17 protein-coding genes are annotated in these 16,858 nt (G+C 73.8%); 8 read left to right on the top strand and 9 right to left on the bottom strand.

Annotated features, from left to right (window positions below; translation table 11 throughout):
- Position 1 precedes the first annotated feature (1 nt).
- Genes hypB through hypE form a run of 5 tightly spaced genes read left to right on the top strand, consistent with a single transcriptional unit; the run spans position 2 to position 5,660 of the window.
- Positions 2-805, top strand: coding sequence for a hydrogenase nickel incorporation protein HypB (gene hypB / locus ABZ495_RS18545; protein WP_359836884.1), 804 nt, complete (start codon positions 2-4; stop codon positions 803-805).
- Positions 802-3,123, top strand: a complete 2,322-nt coding sequence (gene hypF / locus ABZ495_RS18550) for a carbamoyltransferase HypF (RefSeq protein WP_359836886.1) — start codon at positions 802-804, stop codon at positions 3,121-3,123. Before hypB ends, hypF begins: the two co-directional genes overlap by 4 nt.
- 14 nt (positions 3,124-3,137) lie before the next feature.
- Positions 3,138-3,425, top strand: coding sequence for a HypC/HybG/HupF family hydrogenase formation chaperone (locus ABZ495_RS18555; RefSeq protein WP_352292380.1), 288 nt, complete (start codon positions 3,138-3,140; stop codon positions 3,423-3,425).
- On the top strand, positions 3,422-4,546 hold the full coding sequence (gene hypD / locus ABZ495_RS18560) for a hydrogenase formation protein HypD (RefSeq protein WP_359807350.1): 1,125 nt from the start codon (positions 3,422-3,424) through the stop codon (positions 4,544-4,546). Before ABZ495_RS18555 ends, hypD begins: the two co-directional genes overlap by 4 nt.
- 40 nt (positions 4,547-4,586) lie before the next feature.
- Complete coding sequence (gene hypE, locus ABZ495_RS18565) at positions 4,587-5,660, top strand: hydrogenase expression/formation protein HypE (RefSeq protein WP_359807478.1); 1,074 nt, start codon at positions 4,587-4,589, stop codon at positions 5,658-5,660.
- 164 nt (positions 5,661-5,824) lie between these two features.
- Here hypE and ABZ495_RS18570 read toward each other — a convergent pair whose 3' ends face one another.
- Together ABZ495_RS18570 and ABZ495_RS18575 are read right to left on the bottom strand one after the other, a co-directional pair.
- The gene (locus tag ABZ495_RS18570) at positions 5,825-6,280 is read right to left on the bottom strand and encodes a hypothetical protein (RefSeq protein WP_359807352.1); all 456 of its coding nucleotides are present in this window, start codon (positions 6,278-6,280) and stop codon (positions 5,825-5,827) included.
- A gap of 243 nt (positions 6,281-6,523) precedes the next feature.
- Positions 6,524-7,873 (bottom strand): M14 family metallopeptidase, encoded by a 1,350-nt coding sequence (locus ABZ495_RS18575; protein WP_359836888.1) that lies wholly within the window; start codon positions 7,871-7,873, stop codon positions 6,524-6,526.
- Positions 7,874-8,058: 185 nt separating this feature from the next.
- Between ABZ495_RS18575 and ABZ495_RS18580 the strand changes: the two genes are divergently transcribed.
- A complete protein-coding gene (locus ABZ495_RS18580; protein WP_359836889.1) occupies positions 8,059-8,895 on the top strand; it encodes a hypothetical protein in 837 nt (278 codons plus the stop codon).
- Positions 8,896-8,950: 55 nt separating this feature from the next.
- Here the strand turns inward: ABZ495_RS18580 and ABZ495_RS18585 are convergent, their stop codons facing one another.
- Positions 8,951-9,997: a cytochrome P450 gene (locus ABZ495_RS18585; protein ID WP_329486168.1), complete on the bottom strand. Its 1,047-nt coding sequence runs from the start codon at positions 9,995-9,997 to the stop codon at positions 8,951-8,953.
- Between the two features lie 81 nt (positions 9,998-10,078).
- Positions 10,079-10,156: a tryptorubin family RiPP precursor gene (locus ABZ495_RS18590; protein WP_350540985.1), complete on the bottom strand. Its 78-nt coding sequence runs from the start codon at positions 10,154-10,156 to the stop codon at positions 10,079-10,081.
- A gap of 614 nt (positions 10,157-10,770) precedes the next feature.
- Here ABZ495_RS18590 and ABZ495_RS18595 point away from each other — a divergent pair.
- Positions 10,771-12,042, top strand: a complete 1,272-nt coding sequence (locus ABZ495_RS18595) for a serine hydrolase domain-containing protein (protein WP_359836892.1) — start codon at positions 10,771-10,773, stop codon at positions 12,040-12,042.
- 46 nt (positions 12,043-12,088) lie between these two features.
- Here ABZ495_RS18595 and ABZ495_RS18600 read toward each other — a convergent pair whose 3' ends face one another.
- The 5 genes from ABZ495_RS18600 to ABZ495_RS18620 all read right to left on the bottom strand — a co-directional run bounded on the left by ABZ495_RS18600 (position 12,089) and on the right by ABZ495_RS18620 (position 16,027).
- Positions 12,089-13,084, bottom strand: coding sequence for an aldo/keto reductase (locus ABZ495_RS18600; RefSeq protein ID WP_359836895.1), 996 nt, complete (start codon positions 13,082-13,084; stop codon positions 12,089-12,091).
- Positions 13,085-13,201: 117 nt separating this feature from the next.
- Entirely contained in the window at positions 13,202-13,531 is a 330-nt protein-coding gene (locus ABZ495_RS18605; RefSeq protein WP_359807367.1) for a hypothetical protein, read from the bottom strand.
- A 115-nt stretch (positions 13,532-13,646) separates the two neighbouring features.
- Positions 13,647-13,946 carry an SHOCT domain-containing protein gene (locus ABZ495_RS18610; RefSeq protein WP_359836897.1) on the bottom strand — a complete coding sequence of 100 codons (300 nt, stop codon included), beginning with the start codon at positions 13,944-13,946 and terminating at the stop codon, positions 13,647-13,649.
- A 52-nt stretch (positions 13,947-13,998) separates the two neighbouring features.
- Positions 13,999-14,457 carry a DUF6325 family protein gene (locus tag ABZ495_RS18615; RefSeq protein ID WP_359836899.1) on the bottom strand — a complete coding sequence of 153 codons (459 nt, stop codon included), beginning with the start codon at positions 14,455-14,457 and terminating at the stop codon, positions 13,999-14,001.
- A 193-nt stretch (positions 14,458-14,650) separates the two neighbouring features.
- On the bottom strand, positions 14,651-16,027 hold the full coding sequence (locus ABZ495_RS18620) for a hypothetical protein (protein WP_359836901.1): 1,377 nt from the start codon (positions 16,025-16,027) through the stop codon (positions 14,651-14,653).
- A 476-nt stretch (positions 16,028-16,503) separates the two neighbouring features.
- Here ABZ495_RS18620 and ABZ495_RS18625 point away from each other — a divergent pair, with 476 nt between their 5' ends.
- The gene (locus tag ABZ495_RS18625) at positions 16,504-16,845 is read left to right on the top strand and encodes a hypothetical protein (protein WP_329492025.1); all 342 of its coding nucleotides are present in this window, start codon (positions 16,504-16,506) and stop codon (positions 16,843-16,845) included.
- The last annotated feature ends 13 nt before the right edge of the window (positions 16,846-16,858 follow it).

The following is a 16,858-nucleotide window of genomic DNA, read 5'->3' on the forward strand; positions in this document are numbered from 1 at the left end:
GATGTGTCGCACGGTGGAACTCCGGCAGGCGGTCCTCGCCCGCAACGACGACGGCGCCCGCGAGCTGCGCGCCGAACTCGCCGCGCGCGGCACCGTCGTGGTGAACCTGCTGTCCAGCCCCGGCAGCGGGAAGACGGCGCTGCTGGAGGCCGAACTCGGGCTGGCCCGGGCCCGCGGCGTGCCGGTGGCCGCGCTCACCGCGGACCTCGCCACCGAGAACGACGCCCGGCGGCTGGCCCGTTCGGGCGTCCCGGTGAAGCAGGTGCTCACCGACGGGCTGTGCCACCTGGAGACGGCGATGCTCCGCGAGCACCTGGCGGGCTGGCTGCCGCCGGACACCCGGCTGCTCTTCGTCGAGAACGTCGGCAACCTGGTCTGCCCGGCCTCCTACGACCTCGGCGAATCCCTGCGGGTGGTGCTCGCCTCCGTCACGGAGGGGGAGGACAAGCCGCTCAAGTACCCGACGGCCTTCGGGCTGGCGAACCTGGTGCTGGTGACCAAGGCCGACCTCGCGGTGGCGGCGGAGTTCGACGAGGCCGCGTTCCTGGCGAGCGTCGCGCGGGTCAACCCGGGGGTGGAGGTGCTGTTCACCTCCGTCCGGACCGGGCAGGGGGCAGGGGTGCTGCTGGACCGGGCGCTCGCGGTGCTGGACGGCGCCGAGGCCCACCGGCCGGTGATGGCCGGCGCCCCGGGGCACGGGCACTCCCCCGGACATCCGCACGCGCACGGGCCGGATGAGGGGCACCACCACGGGGACGACGGCGCGCACGCGCATCCGCACGCCCCGGTGGCGGAACGGTCGTGACGGCCGGTCGGCCGGCGGCCGGGCCGCAGCGGCGCCGGGTCGCCGTCCGCGGCCTCGTCCAGGGCGTCGGGTTCCGGCCGTTCGTCTTCACGCTCGCCGCCGAGCTCGGCCTGGCCGGCACCGTCACCAACACCGGGGACGGCGTGCTGGCCGAGGTCGAGGGGCCGCCGGAGTCGGTGGACGCGTTCTGCCGCCGGGTCGCCACCGACGCGCCGCCGCTGGCGCGGGTCGCCTCGGTCGAGCACGAGGCGCTGGCCCTCACCGGCGCGGCCGGGTTCGCCATCACCCCCTCCAGGACCGACGGCACCCGCCGCACACTGATCCCGCCCGACACCGCGACCTGCGCGGACTGCCTCGCCGAACTCGCCGACCCCGGCGACCGCCGCTACCGGCACCCGTTCATCAGCTGCACCAACTGCGGCCCCCGGCACACCATCGTGACCGGCTTGCCGTACGACCGGGCCAACACCACGATGGCCGGCTTCCCGCTCTGCCCGGACTGCGAGCGGGAGTACACCGACCCGGCCGACCGGCGCTTCCACGCCCAGCCGCTCTGCTGCCACGCGTGCGGACCGAGGCTCGCCCTGGTCGTGCCCGGGCTGCCGTCGCTCGACGGCGAGGCGGCGCTCACCGAGGCCCGGCGGCTGCTCGCCGACGGCGCGATCCTGGCCGTCAAGGGCATCGGCGGCTACCACCTGGCCTGCGACGCGCTGAACGAGCGGAGCGTGGCCCGGCTGCGCCGGCGCAAGCGGCGCGGCGCCAAGCCCTTCGCCCTGATGGCGCGCGACCTCGCCGAGATCGCGCCGCTGCTCCGCCCCGACCCGGTCGAGGAGGAACTGCTCACCGGCGCCGTCCGGCCGATCGTCCTGCTACGCCGCCGGGGGCCGCTGCCGGCGGCGCTGGAGGCGGTGGCGCCGCGCAGCCCCGACCTCGGGGTGATGCTCCCCTACACCCCCCTGCACCAGCTGCTGATCGCCCCGCCCGGCCCCGGGCTGCTCGTGATGACCAGCGCCAACCTCTCCGGCGAACCGGTCGTGACGGAGGACCGGGACGCGTTCGCCCGGCTAGCACCGCTGGTCGACGCCTGGCTGACGCACGACCGGCCGATCCACGTCCCGTGCGAGGACTCGGTGGTGCGGGTGGTGGACGGCGAGCAGCTGCCGATCCGGCGCTCGCGCGGCCACGCACCGCTGCCGCTGCCGCTCCCGGCCCCCGTCCGGCCCGTGCTGGCCGTCGGCGGCGACCTCAAGAACACCTTCGCGCTGGCCCAGGACGGCTACGCCTGGCTGTCCGGCCACATCGGGGACATGGACGACCTCGCCACCCTGGAGGCCTTCGACCGGGCGGTGGCCCATCTCGGCGCGGTCACCGGCGTCCGGCCCGAGCTGCTGGCGGTGGACCGCCACCCCGGCTACCGGTCCGTGCGGCACGCCCGGAGCACCGCCGGCGGGCGGGAGGTGCGGACGGTGCAGCACCACCACGCGCACGTCGCCTCGGTGATGGCCGAACACGGCCTCGACGGCGGCCGGCCCGTTCTGGGGGTCGCCTTCGACGGCACCGGCTTCGGTGACGACGGTGCGGTGTGGGGCGGCGAGGTCCTGCTGGCCGACTACGACGGCTACCGCCGCCTCGCCCACCTCGCCTACGTCCCGCTGCCGGGCGGGGACGCGGCGGTGGCGCGGCCCTACCGGACGGCGCTCGCCCAGCTGTTCGCGGCCGGGCTCCCGTGGGCGCCCGAGCTGCCAGCCGTCCTGGCCTGCCCGGAGAACGAACGGCTGGTACTGAAGCGGCAGTTGGAGCGCTCGTTGAACTGTGCGCCGAGCTCCAGCATGGGGCGGCTGTTCGACGCGGTGTCCGCCCTCGCCGGGATCTGCCAGCGGGTCGAGTACGAGGCGCAGGCGGCGATCGAGCTGGAGGGCGCGGCGCTGGCGCACGGCCCGGCCGAGGGGGCCTACGCCTTCGGGCTGCGGCCGGTGGACGGGACGCTGGTCGCCGACCCGGCGCCGGTGCTGGCCGCGGTGGTGGCCGACCTGGCCGCCGGCGCCCCGGCCGGCCTGATCGCGGCGCGCTTCCACGACGCGGTCGCGGGGCTGGTCCGCCGGGTCTGCGCGGTGGCCCGGGAGGAGCACGGGACCGGGACGGTCGCGCTGACCGGCGGGGTCTTCGCCAACGCGCTGCTGTCCTCGGCCTGCGCGGAGGGCCTGCGGGCGGACGGATTCACCGTGTTGCGGCACCGCCGGGTGCCGCCCAACGACGGAGGGCTGGCGCTCGGGCAGCTGATGGTGGCCGCCCGGGCCGCCGGCCCGGCCGCCATCTGAGAGGAGAGACCCGGATGTGTCTGGCGGTGCCCGGAAGAGTGGTGGAGATCGCGGAACGCGACGGAGCCAGGATGGCGGTCGTCGACTTCGGCGGAGTCGTCAAGGACGTGTGCCTGGAGTACCTGCCGGACCTGCGGGTGGGTGAGTACGCCATCGTGCACGTCGGGTTCGCGCTGCAGCGCCTGGACGAGGAGTCGGCCCGCCGGACGCTGGAGCTCTTCGCCGAGATCGGCCTGCTGCAGGAGGAGTTCGGCGATCCGTGGGAAGCGGCGGCCGCGGCCGTACGGGAGGAGCAGCAGTGAAGTACCTGGAGGACTTCCAGAACCCGGAGCTGGCGGCCGGCCTGCTCGCGGACATCAGGGCGACGGTCACCAGGCCGTGGGCGCTGATGGAGGTGTGCGGCGGGCAGACGCACACCATCATCCGGCAGGGGATCGACCAACTCCTGCCGGACGAGGTCGAGTTGATCCACGGGCCGGGCTGCCCGGTCTGTGTCACCCCGCTGGAGGTGATCGACCGGGCGCTGGCGATCGCGGCCCGGCCCGAGGTGATCTTCTGCTCGTTCGGCGACATGCTCCGGGTGCCGGGCAGCGACCGCGACCTCTTCCGGGTCCGGAGCGAGGGTGGTGACGTCCGGGTGGTCTACTCGCCGCTCGACGCGCTGAAGGTCGCCCGGGAGAACCCGCACCGCGAGGTCGTCTTCTTCGGCATCGGCTTCGAGACCACCGCTCCGCCCAACGCGATGGCCGTCCACCAGGCCCGGAAGCAGGGGCTGCGCAACTTCAGCATGCTCGTCTCGCACGTCCGGGTGCCCCCGGCCATCGAGGCCATCATGACCTCGCCGGACTGCCGGGTGCAGGGCTTCCTGGCCGCCGGGCACGTCTGCAGCGTGATGGGCACCGGTGAGTACCCCGAACTGGCCGAGCGCCACCGGGTGCCGATCGTGGTCACCGGCTTCGAGCCGCTCGACATCCTGGAGGGAATCCGGCGCACCGTGCGGCAGTTGGAGCGCGGCGAGCACACCGTGGAGAACGCCTACGCGCGGGCTGTCCGCCCGGAGGGCAACCCGGCGGCCCGGGCCATGCTGGAGGACGTCTTCGAGGTGGCCGACCGGGCCTGGCGCGGGATCGGGGTGATCCCGCGGAGCGGCTGGCGGCTCTCCCCGCGCTACCGCGACCACGACGCCGAGTACCGCTTCGACGTCACCGGCATCACCACCCGCGAGCCGGCGCAGTGCCGCAGCGGGGAGGTCCTCCAGGGGCTGCTGAAGCCCGACCAGTGCGAGGCCTTCGGCACCACCTGCACTCCGCGCACCCCGCTCGGCGCCACCATGGTGTCCAGCGAGGGGGCCTGCGCCGCGTACTACCTCTACCGCCGGCTGAGCACGCCGGCCGTTCCCCGGGAGGCGAGCCCCGTTGGCTGAGGCCGAGGTCCTGACCGGGTCGGGCGCCGTGCCGGCGGCCGTGCCCTCCGAGACGCCGTCCGAGGCGCCGGACTTCTCCGGGTGGAGCTGCCCGCTGCCCCTGCGCGACCACCCCCGGGTGGTGATGGGGCACGGCGGCGGCGGCGCGATGTCGGCCGAGCTGGTGGAGAACATCTTCGCCCCGGCCTTCGGCGGCGCCGCGCTCGCCGCCCTCGGGGACTCCGCCGTGCTGGAACTCGGCGGAGCGAGGCTCGCCTTCTCCACCGACTCCTACGTCGTGCGGCCGCTGTTCTTCCCCGGCGGCAGCATCGGGGACCTCGCCGTCAACGGGACGGTCAACGACCTCGCGATGAGCGGGGCCCGGGCGGCCTACCTGTCCTGCGGGTTCATCCTGGAGGAGGGCGTGGAGATGGCCGTGGTGGACCGGGTCGCCCGGGCGCTCGGGGCTGCCGCGCGACTGGCCGGGGTGGAGGTCGCCACCGGTGACACCAAGGTCGTCGAGGCCGGTCACGGCGACGGCGTCTACCTCAACACCGCCGGCATCGGCCTCGTCCCGGCCGGGGTGGACATCAGGCCGCAGCGGGCCGTCCCCGGGGACGTGGTGATCGTCAGCGGGGAGATCGGGCTGCACGGGGTCGCGATCATGAGCGTGCGCGAGGGCCTGGAGTTCGGCGTGGAGATCGAGAGCGACTGCGCCGCGCTCGGCGGCCTGGTGGACGCGATGCTGGCTGTCACCCCGGACCTGCACGTGCTGCGCGACCCCACCCGGGGTGGCCTGGCCGCGGCGCTCAACGAGATCGCGGCGGCGGCCGGGGTGGGCGTCAGGATCGGTGAACGTGCCGTGCCGGTGCCACCACAGGTCGCCAACGCCTGTGCGGTGCTGGGCCTCGACCCGATGTACGTCGCCAACGAGGGCAAGCTGGTGGCCTTCGTGCCGCGCGCGCAGGCGGACGCGGTGCTCGCCGCGATGCGGGCGCACCCGTTGGGCGCGGGAGCGACCGTGATCGGCGAGTGCGTGGCGGAGCACCCCGGCATGGTCGTCGCCCGCACGGCGCTCGGCGGCACCCGGGTGGTCGACCTGCCGATGGGCGAGCAACTGCCGCGCATCTGTTAGGTCCTGAGGGCTGGCCTGGCTCGCTCCGGCCAGGCTCGGCGGGCCCGGCCGGGTGTGCGCCCGGCCGGGCCCGGTCATGTCCGCCGGGCGAACCGGCGAAGGGCCGGACCGGTGGGGGCCCACCCGCCGGTGGGCCCCCGCCGATCCGGCCGGCTGCCGCACCGTCAGCAGGTGACCGGGACCTCGGTGGTGACGGGCCTGGCGGGCCAGCCGGCGGACGAGACCGCGAACGAGGCGCGCACGGTCGAGCCGCACGGCACCGTGCCGCGCACGCCCTCGACCAGCACCGACCGGCTCTGGAAGGTCAGCGTCTGCCGCGTCGTCCCGAGGGTGATCCCGCCGGCGACGCTGCCGGTCAGGACCACCTCGACCTCCGTCGGCCGGGGGAGCGGGCTGCCGGGGCTCGGCGGGCCGGCCAGGCCGATGTGGCCGGAGAACTCGATGGTGTCGCCGCTCACGGTGGCGCACACCTTGGTCGCCAGACCGGCCTGCAGACCGTAGTTGTCGCAGATCACCGTGGGGGCGTCGGCGACGGCTGCCGCACCGGCCGGAGCCGCGACGACCGGAACCGTACCCAGGGCGACCGCTGCGGCGGCCGTCGTCAGGATCTTGCGAGTCATGGGAAGCCTTCTCCTGTGTGAAGGGGGCTCCTGGGCGGTCCAGGAGCTCGTTGCAATGTGATATTGCACTATGCTCCTTGAGCTGAGGCATCGTCAAATTGAACGGGAGAGGACGAGTTGGCATGGAGGACGTTCGTCCGGAACGCGCACCGTCAGCGCGGGGGTCCCGGAACCGCTCCCGCCGAGGCCGGGACGCCGCACCGGCCGGGTCCGTGAGGCCCCGGCCGGTGCGGCGTCTGCGGTTCAGGAGGCGATGCCGCAGTACTGCTGCTGCTTGCCGATCGCGCGGTACATGCAGTCGGCGGTCTCCACCAGGCGCAGCACCGCCTCGCGGTTGCGGCTGGTCTCGCGCCCGATCACCTCGTCGGGCGGGTAGAAGCCGCTGCTGCCGTTCGGACCGGGGTACATCTCGAAGGTGTAGGCGAAGACCCGCTGGGTGCCCCACAGCCAGTCGTCGATCGAGCCGTCGGTGATGTACAGGTCGCTCGACTGCTCGGGGGTGTAGCCGTTGGTGCCGGCCATGGCCCGGCCGAAGGTCGCGAAGGTGTTGTACTCGTCGGCCGTCATCCCGGGGGCGGTGTCGGCCGTGGTCCAGCCGAACGGCCAGAGCACCAGCTGACTGTAGGTGTGGAAGTCGATGGCGGCGGTGATCTGCTGCTTGCCGCCGACCACGCGGGTGCGGACGAAGTCGGCGACCACCTTGGTCTCCTTGGCGGACTCCGGGGCGGCGCCCCGGTAGGTCTCGTTGGAGGTGGAGCCGGAGGAGCCGCCGCAGCAGCCCCACTTGTAGTCCCAGTTGCGGTTCAGGTCGGTGCCCACGCTGCTGCTGCCCGCGTTGGGCTGGCGGTCCTTGCGCCAGCTGCGGTAGCGGCCGGTGGCGATGTCGTACTCGCCGCCGTCCGGGTTGAGGTCGGGGATCACCCAGATCTCCCGGCTGTTGACGGCGTTGGCGATCCGGCTGTCGGTGGCGTACTTGTCGCCGAACTCGTGGAGCAGGTACAGCGACATCTCGACGGTGAGGTGCTCGCGGGCGTGCTGGTGGGCGGTGAACAGCACTTCGGGTTCGTTCTCGTCGGTGCCGACGTTGTCGCTGATCTTGACGGCGACGATCGGCCGGCCCTCGTACGAGGTGCCGATGACCCGCTTGCTCATGATGTCGGGGTGCGCCGCCACGACGGCGTCGATGTCGGCGGTGGCCTCCGCGTAGTTGTGGTAACCGGAGTCGGCGGACGGGAAGTCGTACACCGCGGCGCCGACGCCCGGTGTGCCGGCCCCGTCGCCGTACACCGGCTCCGGCAGCGGGCTGGGGGACCAGCCGAGCGCCCGCAGCCGGTCGGCCTCGGCGGCGGTCGCGGTGACCACCACGGAATCGGAGCGCACGGCGTCGACGGACGCGCCGGTGGCGGCGACGGCGGTGCGTTCGGCGACGGTGCGGGGGCCGTCGAGGACGTACTGCCGGGCGGAGTCGGGGGCCGCGGCCGGGCCGGCGGTGACCGGCCGGGCGGCGACCTGGGTGGTGAGCGGGGAGGCGAGCGCGAGAGCCAGCACGGCGGCGGCGACCGCGGCGGGCTTCCCTCGGCGGGGCAGTCGCATGACTGTCCTCCTGTGGGGGGTCCGTAGGGACGGAACGGGGAGGAGGTGCGGCGCGCGCCAGCACGATGGTGCGCCGCTGTCATGGATTCGTCAAGGAGTCGGGCGGCCACCGGTGCCCGGGGCCCCGGCCGGGCCCGGACCGGCCGGTGGGTATGTTGGGCCGCCACCGACCGAGGAGCCGCCACGTGCCCGCCCGCCCCAGCGTTCTGTTCGTGACCGACCTCGCCTACCAGGCCCGGGGCCGGCGGTACTGCGACGAGGACATCCGGCTCTCCGCCCGGCTCCGGGCCGACTTCGACATCGCGCTCTGCCACCCCTTGGACGCGGCCGCGCTGATGGACGGCTTCGACGCCGTGCTGGTCCGCAACAGCGGCCCCGTCCTGCACTACCAGGAGCGGTACGAGGCCTTCCGGGCCGCGGCGCAAGCACGCGGCACCCGGGTCTACAACCCGCTCACCGGGCGCGGTGACATGGCCGGCAAGCAGTACCTGCTGGACCTCACCGAGGCCGGGCACCCGGTGATCCCCACCGTCGACCGGCCCGAGGACCTGGACCGCCTGCCCGGCTGCGCCCAGTACGCCGTCAAGCCGAAGGCCGGTGCGGACTCCATCGGCCTGGCCTTCGTCGACCCGGACGGGCTGTCCGGCCTCGCGTACGGCGACATCCTCGTCCAGCCGCGCGTCGACTTCCGCTACGAGGTGTCGTTCTACTTCGTCGACGACGCCTTCCAGTACGCGCTGTACGCGCCGGATCCCGAGCGGCGCTGGATCCTGGAGCCGTACCACCCCACCGACGCGGACCTCGCCTTCGCCCGGGGGTTCATCGACTGGAACACGCTCGACCACGGGATCCAGCGGGTGGACGCCTGCCGCGCCCCGGAGGGGGAACTGCTGCTGGTCGAGCTGGAGGACCTCAACCCCTACCTGTCGCTGGACCGCGTGGCCGAACCGGTCCGGGAGGCCTTCGCCACCGCCCTGACGGCCTCGCTGCACCGGTTCCTGGCCGGCGCGCCCCGGGGCTGAGGCGGGCGGCCCGTGCCGTCCGGGACCAGGAGGGGCCGGGCCCGGACGGCACGGCTCAGCGCCGGACCAGCCGGACGTCGGAGACTTCGAGCAGGCCGTCGAGTTCGACCTTGCCGACGGTCTGCTCCGGGTTCACCACGAGACCGTCCCGGCGCACGATGTCGAGGAGCCGTTCGGCCAGCGGCATCACCATGTGCCGGCCCCAGCAGCGCTCGTTCACATGGCCGAACGGCAGGTACCCGGGGTGGTCGTCGGGGTCGAGGTCGGCCCAGCGCTCAGGGCGGTAGCTGTCCGGGTCCTCCCAGAGCCGCGGGTCGCGGTGGCTCACCAGCGGGAGGATCAGCAGGTCGTCCTTGGCCCCGATCCGGTCGTCCACCGCGGTGAACTCGGGGGAGGCCATCCGCAGGATGTTCCAGGACGGCGGCAGCAGCCGGAGGGACTCCAGCAGGACGTCCCGGTTCGACACGCCGTCCTCGAAAGGCGAACCGAGCCAGAGCGCATTCGTCACGAGGGCGGACACGGTGAAACAGATCGGGGCGGCGACCCGCCGGTAGAGGTACATCGCATACCGGCGGTCGTCATAGCTCTCGGCGTCCAGCACGCGGGCCGCCAGATTGGACAGCGGGATTTCCGTGCCGGGCTTTCCGAGCATGGCGGTGCCGGCCGCGACGGCCGCCCAGGTCAATTTCGGCGTGAGTTCCAGGCGGCGGTCCACCAGGACGCGGAAACGGAAACTCTCCCGGCCGAAGACGAGATCCCGGAGATAGACGTGCGCGACGTGCGGCCATTTCCCGGTGAGGTCGACCTCGTCACCGAGGGGCTTCTTCAGCGCCGCGCGGACGTCGGCGGAGACGGCCTGCATGAGCGCGGACGCGTCCGTCCGGGTGACGGACCGGCCCTGGACGGGCTTGAAGGTCGGGCGCTCGGAGTCGTTCGCGGGCCGGCTGCGGAGCAGGCTGTCCATCAGGTCGGCGCCGGCGACCCCGATGGTGTCGTGCTCCAGACGGAAGAGGTCCGCCCCGCGGTACCTGCGGAGAAGTTCCTCGATCCGCGGTGCGAAGACGGTGGCCCGGGCGCTCCTGCCGGTACTGGACATGGGCATCGGTGAACTCCAAGGGTGAAAGGCACGGGCCCGGTGAGACGACTGCTCACCGGGCCCGTGCCCGGTAGACGAACTACCCGACTAGATCCAGCCGTACCACGCGTAGGCCTTCAGGCTCTTCTCCGGCATGACCTTCTTCACGAAGTGGACGAGCTTCATGGCAGTACCTCCGTCTGACGGTGAACAGGACGAATGATGCAAAGGCTCGACGGGTGTGCGGTGATTACTCGCTGAATTCCGCGATCCGCTTTCTCGTCGCTCCGAAGTCAAGCCCGGGGCCAATAGAGCGTCAAGTGACGCAGCTCACTCGCCGCTCCGGCGGGCCAGTGGGTTTCACGGTCGACTGCTGCCGATTGCCGAGGGAAGGGGCGGAATGGTCCGACTTGGGCGGATCGTGCCCATCGGAGAAGTTGCGCGGCGGGGGCGGCCGGGCTTCCGCGCAGGTCGCGGCGCTGTTCCGGGTGGCGGCCGGGTGAACGGGGGGCGTCCGGCGCCCGGCGGGGCGAGGGTGGTCCGCCGCGTACGGAGGGCCGACCGAACGTTAGGTTTGCCCGTTCGGGCAAGGCGGGTGCCCCCGCGCTCCGGAGGGTGCCCGCAGGGTGGGCGGCGCGCTGTCATGGCATCGTCACCGACCGTCGGCCGAGGGTCGGTCCCCATGGTCCGGCGCGCGACCGAGCGGTGACGGACAGTCAACATCTGTCACGCAGAGGCGATATGATCTTGGTCTGCGCGGACCCGCCGCGCGGGATGCCAACGAGACAGGGGACTTGTCGATGGTGACGATCGGGCTCACGCGCGCCGGAGCACTGGCGGCCGCCGCCGCGCTTATGGCGACCGCCTTCGGGACGGGGGCGGCCGCCGCGGCGCCGCGGGCCGCCGCACCGCCCCTCCCGGACACCACCGCCGTGCGGACCGCACTGCGGAACACCCTGGACGCGGGCGCCCCCGGCGCCTTCGCGGTGATCAGGGACCACGGCCCGGGCGAGCGCGAATGGTCGCTGACGATGGGTAAGGCCGACCTCGGCGGCGCCTCGATGAGGGCGGACCGGCAGTTCCGGGTGGGCAGCAACAGCAAGATGTTCGCCGCCGTGCTCGTGATGCGCCTGGCCGAACAGGGGCTCGTCGACCTGGACAGGCCGCTGCGCGACTACCTGCCGCAGGGCACCCTGCCCGAGGGCTGGACGATGACCGGCCGCCAGGTGATGCAGCACCGCGCGGGCATCTACGACCACACCGACGACCTGCTCGAACAGAACGGCGAGGAGACCACGAGCGCCTTCGAGGCGCGCATCCGCAACACCGTCTACACACCGCGGGACTTGGTGGCGCTCTCCGTCAAGCACGGTGTGCGGAGCGCCCCGGGGACGGCGTACGCGTACTCCAACACGGACTACGTACTGATGGGAATGGCGGTCGAGCACCTCACCGGCCGGGCCTACGCCGACGTGCTGCGCGAGCAGATCATCGAGCCGCTGAAGCTGCGGCAGACCTCCTTCGTGGTGCCCGAGAAGCGCATCGCGGGCCCGCACATCACCGGCTACCTGACCAACGACGACCGCGCCAAGCCGCTGCTGGACTCCACCGAGCAGACCGCGTCCTGGCTGTGGAGCGCCGGCGGCGTCATCTCCTCCGCCGCCGACATGGACCGCTTCCTCACCGCGCTGGTCGCGGGCCGCGCCGGCGGGCTCGTCTCGGACGACTCGCTGCGGCAGCTGACCGCCGTCCTCCCCACGCCCACGGCGAAGGTCGGCTACGGACTCGGGATCCGCCAGATCGCGCTCTCCTGCGGGACCGTCCTCGGCCACGGAGGCATCGTCCAGGGCTTCCAGACCCAGAGCTTCGTCACCCCCGACGGCCGGCGCAGCGTGGTGGTGTTCGCCAACGCCTCCAACAACGGGGCCGTCACGACGGGGCTGATGAGCGTGCTGGAGCCGGCCTTCTGCGGAGAGCGGCCCGCCGCCCCGGCGGCCCGGACCGCGCCGGCCGCGGCCGGCGGCGGCGCGTCGGACCGCGTCGTCCCGGTGGTGGAGGACACCCGCGTCTGACCGGCCGCGGGCCCGGGCCGGCTGCGGCGGCCCGCCCGGCCCGGGCTCACTCCCAGGGCAGCGCGGCGCGGCTGCGCCAGTACGCCTCCGCGGGCTCGGCGAGCACGGTGAGCGCGGCGAGGTCCGCGGCGGCGAGGTCGAGCCCGGCCGCGGTGAGGTTGGAGGCCAGCTGCTCCGGGGTGGCCGCGCCGGAGAGCACGATGTCGGCCCAGGGCCGGGCGGCGGCCGCGGCGAGGGCGAGCGCGTCGCAGGAGGCGCCGGTGCGGGCGGCCAGCTCGCGCAGCGCGGCGGTCCCGGGCCCGGTCGCGTTGCGGTCGGCGAGCCGGCCGTTGGCCATGCCCTCCTTGACCACCACCAGCCAGCCCGCCGCGTGCGCCTCGGCCAGGGCGGGCCCGGCGGACGGCTCCAGCAGGTTCCAGGTGGACTGGACGGCGGCGAACAGCGGCCGCCCCGCCACGGTCACCTCCAGGGCCGCCCGGACGGTGGCGGCCTGCGCCGGTCCGCTGGTGGACAGGCCGATCCGGACGCCCTCGGCGGCCAGCGCCGCCAGCCGCTCGTGCAGCGCCCGGTCGCCGAGCGCCGGGCTGTCGGGGGTGACCGAGTGCACCAGGTACACCTGCGGCAGGCCACCCAACAGCTGCCTGGTCTCCTCGATCTGACGGTCGAACACCGCCGTCGAGTGCTCCTTGACCTCGTGCACGGGCACCCCGGAGGCCCGCCAGTCGGCGGTGTAGGTGTAACCCCACTTGCTGCCGATCACGACCTCGGGCGCGAGCCGCGGCCGGGCGGCGAGCCACCCGCCGACGAACTCCTCGGCGCGGCCGTAGGAGCGGGCGGTGTCGAAGTAGCGCACCCCCGCCGCGTAGGCGGCGTCGAGCAGGTCGTGCGTCCGCTCCCGCATCGCCTCGACGGTGCGCCCGGCCGGCAGGTCGAGCTCGCGCCCGAGCGTGATGTAGCCGGGCCGCCCGACGGCGGCGGTGCCCAGGCCGAACCGCGCGAGTGACGGTGCGGCGGCTGGTCCGGTGGCGGGTGCGGTCGGCATGGGCGGGGTCCCTTCGGCGGTCCGGGCGCGGCGGCGGTGGTCCGCCACCCGCATCTGAACCCTAACTTCCGCCGGGGGAGCGCCTCCGACCTGGCCCGATGCCGGCCGTCGACGCCGTCAGCCGTACCAGGAGACCTCGGTCGGTCCGGCCCGGCGCGGCACCTCGCGTTCGGGCATCGGCAGCCGGGTGTCGCCGTCGACCAGGGTGGCGGACGGGGCGCCGCGGACCGCGCCGGGCAGTTCGGCCTCGACGGTGACCGGGCGCGGCGGGGTGGTGGGCAGCGTGGTGCTGAGCGGGCACACCTGGGCGTGGTGGCCGTGGATCCGCTCGGCGGCGACCTCCTTGCCGTCGACCAGCAGCTCCACCGCCCGGCTGCCGCCCAGGTGAATCCCGACGGTGACCGAGCAGCCGGCGTACTCGCAGTGGAAGTGGTACTCGCGGCTCATGGGACCGCCTCCCTGTCGCGGCAGAACGGGTCTCACCGGCTGCGCCGGGGCACCGGCCGGGGCGAAGGCGCCCTCGCCGTGGCCGCCGGCCCGGGGTGCGGGCCGGCGCCGCCGGTCAGGAGCCGAGCAGACGGGACTTCTGTGCCGCGAACTCGGCGTCGGTGAGCACGCCCTGGTTCTTGAGCTCGGCCAGCTGCTTGAGCTGGTCGAGCCGGGTGGCCATGTCGTCGGGCTCGGCGGCGGGCGCGGCGGGCGCGGCGGGCGCCGCCTGCGGTGCGGCGGGCTGGGCCTGGGCCTGCGGTGCCTCCTGCTGGGCCCAGCGGCCGGCCTGCCGCCGGGAGACGCGGTTGGAGACGGCGGTCGCCGTTCCGGCGACGACGGCGGTTCGGGCGACGCCGCGAAGGAGTCCTGGCATGGCGAAACCTCCTTGACCTTCGGGGTGGGGCGAGCGGACGGGCAGGGCGGGTTCAGCGTCCGTCCTTGCCCTCGGCCGCTTCGAGCGAGGCGAGGATCGCCTGGACGGGGATGCGGCCGTCCGCGACCAGCCGCGCCCCGCTGCGCCGGAGGGCGGCGGCCAGCGGGCCGGCCCAGACGTTCTCGTAGACGAGGACGGCGGCGGAGCTGCCCGGCTCCAGGACGGCGGCGGCGTCGGCAAGGTCCTCCTCGTCGAGCAGGCCGGAGGAGACGCCGTCGAAGACGGCGAGGTCGAGCAGGCCGTCACCGGTGAGGTCGGCGAGTTCGAGGCCGGTGACCGAGCCGTCCGTCTCCTTGCGGACGAAGGTCAGGTCGAGGATCCGGATGATGCCCCGGTCGACCAGGTCGACCAGCAGCGGCAGTCCGTCCCCGGTCATTCGGCTGCCGGGGAACTCGACGACGATGTAGTCGATCGGTCCGGTCTCGTGCAGCTCGTTCAGCTCGTCGCTCATGTCGGGTCCTCTCCGGTCGGCCGGGCGGAGGCTGTCGGCCGGTGCCGTGGCGGTACGCGCCCGGGAGGGCGGCACGGGGCGGACGGCGTCCGCCGCGGGCGGCTCCCGCTCCTGCCATTGCAGCAGTGCCCGCCGCACCGCGCATCCCGGCCCGGCGGGGCGGCCCGGGAGCCGGGCGGCGGGCGGCGGGCGCTCAGGCGTGGGTCGGCGGCCCGGTACCGGAGACGGTGCCGGGCCCGGGGCCCGGGGCTCCGTCCGGGCCGGTGACGGTGCCCGGGCCCGGGCCGGTGTCGAGGAACTCCCGGATCAGGAAGGCGAGCAGGACCACCAGGGTGATCCACAGGACCACCGCCGTGGTCGGGTAGTTCCAGGTGGCCAGGACGACCGCCGCCACGGCGAGGATCAGGGCGCCGATCCACCGCTTGAAGCGGTGGACGAACGGGCCGACCGGGCCCAGCCGCATCCCGATGCCGAACAGCACCTCGCGCAGGGCGTCCACCATCCGGCGGCAGGCGGTGCGGATCGCGACGGCGGCGCGGGACGGCCCGATCAGGAGCGCGCCCAGGGCGGTGACGACGGCCACCGCGAAGACCACCCGGATGCTCGCGCGCATGAACCGGATCAGGGTGTCGTAGACGGCGCCCGCGGCCGCCTGGTTCGCGCCCGGTGGCAGGCGGTCGAGGTAGTACGCGCGGAAGACGGTCAGGACGATGCCGAGCAGCAGCATGGCGAGTGCCACGCCGACGGCCGCGCCGACCAGGCCGCGGCGCCGGTTGGAGGCGAGGAAGACGCCGCCGGCGGCCACCAGGACGGTCACCAGCGGGAGCCACGAGCCCATGATCTCCAGCAGCCGGAAGTACGTCTTGACCTTGCCGATGTCCTCGGACTGGAAGACCACGAAGTCGGTGTGGACCTCCGGGATCTTGGAAGCGATCCCGAGGCCGGCGTCCACCAGCTCGGTCTTCACCTTCGCCACGATCGGCGCGATGTCGATGCCGACCTGATTGTTGGTCAGCGTCACCGCACCGCCGCCCTTGCCGGTGAGGGCCTTGTCGAGGGCGGTGTGGATCAGCCGGTTGGCGTCGACCCAGATCGACTCGAAGGCACTGCTGGTGACCACCCGGTCGACGGTGGTGTGCACCAGGTCGTTGAGGCCGCTGGTGATGGGCCCGCTCAGACCGCCGATCAGGGTCGCGAGCGGGGCCGGCACGCCCTGCTCGGCGGCCGCGTCGGAGAGCTGCTTGACCAGCCCGTTCACGTCGATCTGGTCCAGGACGACCTGGGTGACCCGGGTGGTGACGGCGTCCTGCACCGCCGGATCGGTGGCCAGTGGCGCGACCGTGGAGACGTAGCGGTCGGTGTTGCCGACGATGTCGCTCGTCCAGACCGCGAGGACGGAGATCAGCGAGAGCAGCGACGCGATGACGATGACCACCACGGATCCGGAGGTCCGCAGCCGGTGGTGTTCCCGGTGGCGGGGCGGGGCGGTGCGCTCCAGCGCGGCGATCCGGGCCTTCAGGTGCTCGACCTCGTCCGGCGGTTGCGGCGCGGGCCTCGGTGATGGTTCCACCGCAGGTCGTGTCGGTGGCTCCGGGGCGGAGGCAGCCGGCGGCGGAGCAGGGTGCGGGGGCCGGTCGCCGGGCGGTTCGGCGCCGTTCGCTCCTGCGGGATCCGCTCCGGAATCCGTCGGGGCCATCGCACTCTCCCTGGGGTCGGACGCTTGCCCCGCCGGGGAGCGCACGTGGTGACAGCTCCTCCCCAGCAGAGCCGCGCACGCCCCGGCCCACCAGCGGGAACGGCCGTACGGGTGGCGGCCGGGGCTCCGGCACGGGGCGCGCCCGCGGCGGGGGTGTGGAACGCTGGAACGTGGAGCCGCCGCCGGGTCCGGACCCATGGGCCTGCCGGCTCCCCGAGAGTTCGGAGGCCCTCATGGCCGGCAATCTCAACCCGCCCCAGCCACCGCCCGTCGGCGCCGATCCGGCACCGCCCGCGCGCTCCTCGGGGCACCTGCTGCGATCCGGGTGGATCGTGCTCGCGGGGATCCTGATGGTCTTCGGCGGGACGATGGCGATCTTCGAGGGGATCGCGGCCATCGCCAAGGACGATCTGTTCGTCCGGACGAACGACTACGTGTTCCGCTTCAACCTGACCGGCTGGGGCTGGATCCACCTCATCCTCGGCCTCCTCGTCGTGCTGGCCGGGGTCATGGTGTTCACCGGGGCCGTCTGGGCGAGAGCCGTCGGCGTCGTCCTGGCGGGGTTCAGCCTGATCGCCAACTTCCTCTGGCTGCCGTACTACCCCTTCTGGGCCATCGTGCTGATCGCCGTGAACATCTTCATCATCTGGGCCCTGTGCGCGGGGACGCTGCGCGGGCGGGACGTGGTCTGACCCCGGGTGCGGC

Origin of the sequence: Kitasatospora sp. NPDC005748 (assembly GCF_040630735.1) — a bacterium.
Lineage (GTDB): Bacteria > Actinomycetota > Actinomycetes > Streptomycetales > Streptomycetaceae > Kitasatospora.

What these genes read in the sequence shown, in the direction of transcription:
- ABZ495_RS18615 (WP_359836899.1), bottom strand. Translation starts at nt 14,457, where the DNA reads ATGAGCGACGAGCTGAACGAGCTGCACGAGACCGGACCGATCGACTAC.
- ABZ495_RS18570 (WP_359807352.1), bottom strand. Translation starts at nt 6,280, where the DNA reads ATGACTCGCAAGATCCTGACGACGGCCGCCGCAGCGGTCGCCCTGGGT.
- ABZ495_RS18600 (WP_359836895.1), bottom strand. Translation starts at nt 13,084, where the DNA reads ATGCCGACCGCACCCGCCACCGGACCAGCCGCCGCACCGTCACTCGCG.
- ABZ495_RS18575 (WP_359836888.1), bottom strand. Translation starts at nt 7,873, where the DNA reads ATGCGACTGCCCCGCCGAGGGAAGCCCGCCGCGGTCGCCGCCGCCGTG.
- ABZ495_RS18625 (WP_329492025.1), top strand. Translation starts at nt 16,504, where the DNA reads ATGGTCTTCGGCGGGACGATGGCGATCTTCGAGGGGATCGCGGCCATC.
- hypB (WP_359836884.1), top strand. Translation starts at nt 2, where the DNA reads ATGTGTCGCACGGTGGAACTCCGGCAGGCGGTCCTCGCCCGCAACGAC.
- ABZ495_RS18585 (WP_329486168.1), bottom strand. Translation starts at nt 9,997, where the DNA reads ATGCCCATGTCCAGTACCGGCAGGAGCGCCCGGGCCACCGTCTTCGCA.
- ABZ495_RS18590 (WP_350540985.1), bottom strand. Translation starts at nt 10,156, where the DNA reads ATGAAGCTCGTCCACTTCGTGAAGAAGGTCATGCCGGAGAAGAGCCTG.
- ABZ495_RS18555 (WP_352292380.1), top strand. Translation starts at nt 3,138, where the DNA reads ATGTGTCTGGCGGTGCCCGGAAGAGTGGTGGAGATCGCGGAACGCGAC.
- ABZ495_RS18605 (WP_359807367.1), bottom strand. Translation starts at nt 13,531, where the DNA reads ATGAGCCGCGAGTACCACTTCCACTGCGAGTACGCCGGCTGCTCGGTC.
- ABZ495_RS18595 (WP_359836892.1), top strand. Translation starts at nt 10,771, where the DNA reads ATGGTGACGATCGGGCTCACGCGCGCCGGAGCACTGGCGGCCGCCGCC.
- ABZ495_RS18610 (WP_359836897.1), bottom strand. Translation starts at nt 13,946, where the DNA reads ATGCCAGGACTCCTTCGCGGCGTCGCCCGAACCGCCGTCGTCGCCGGA.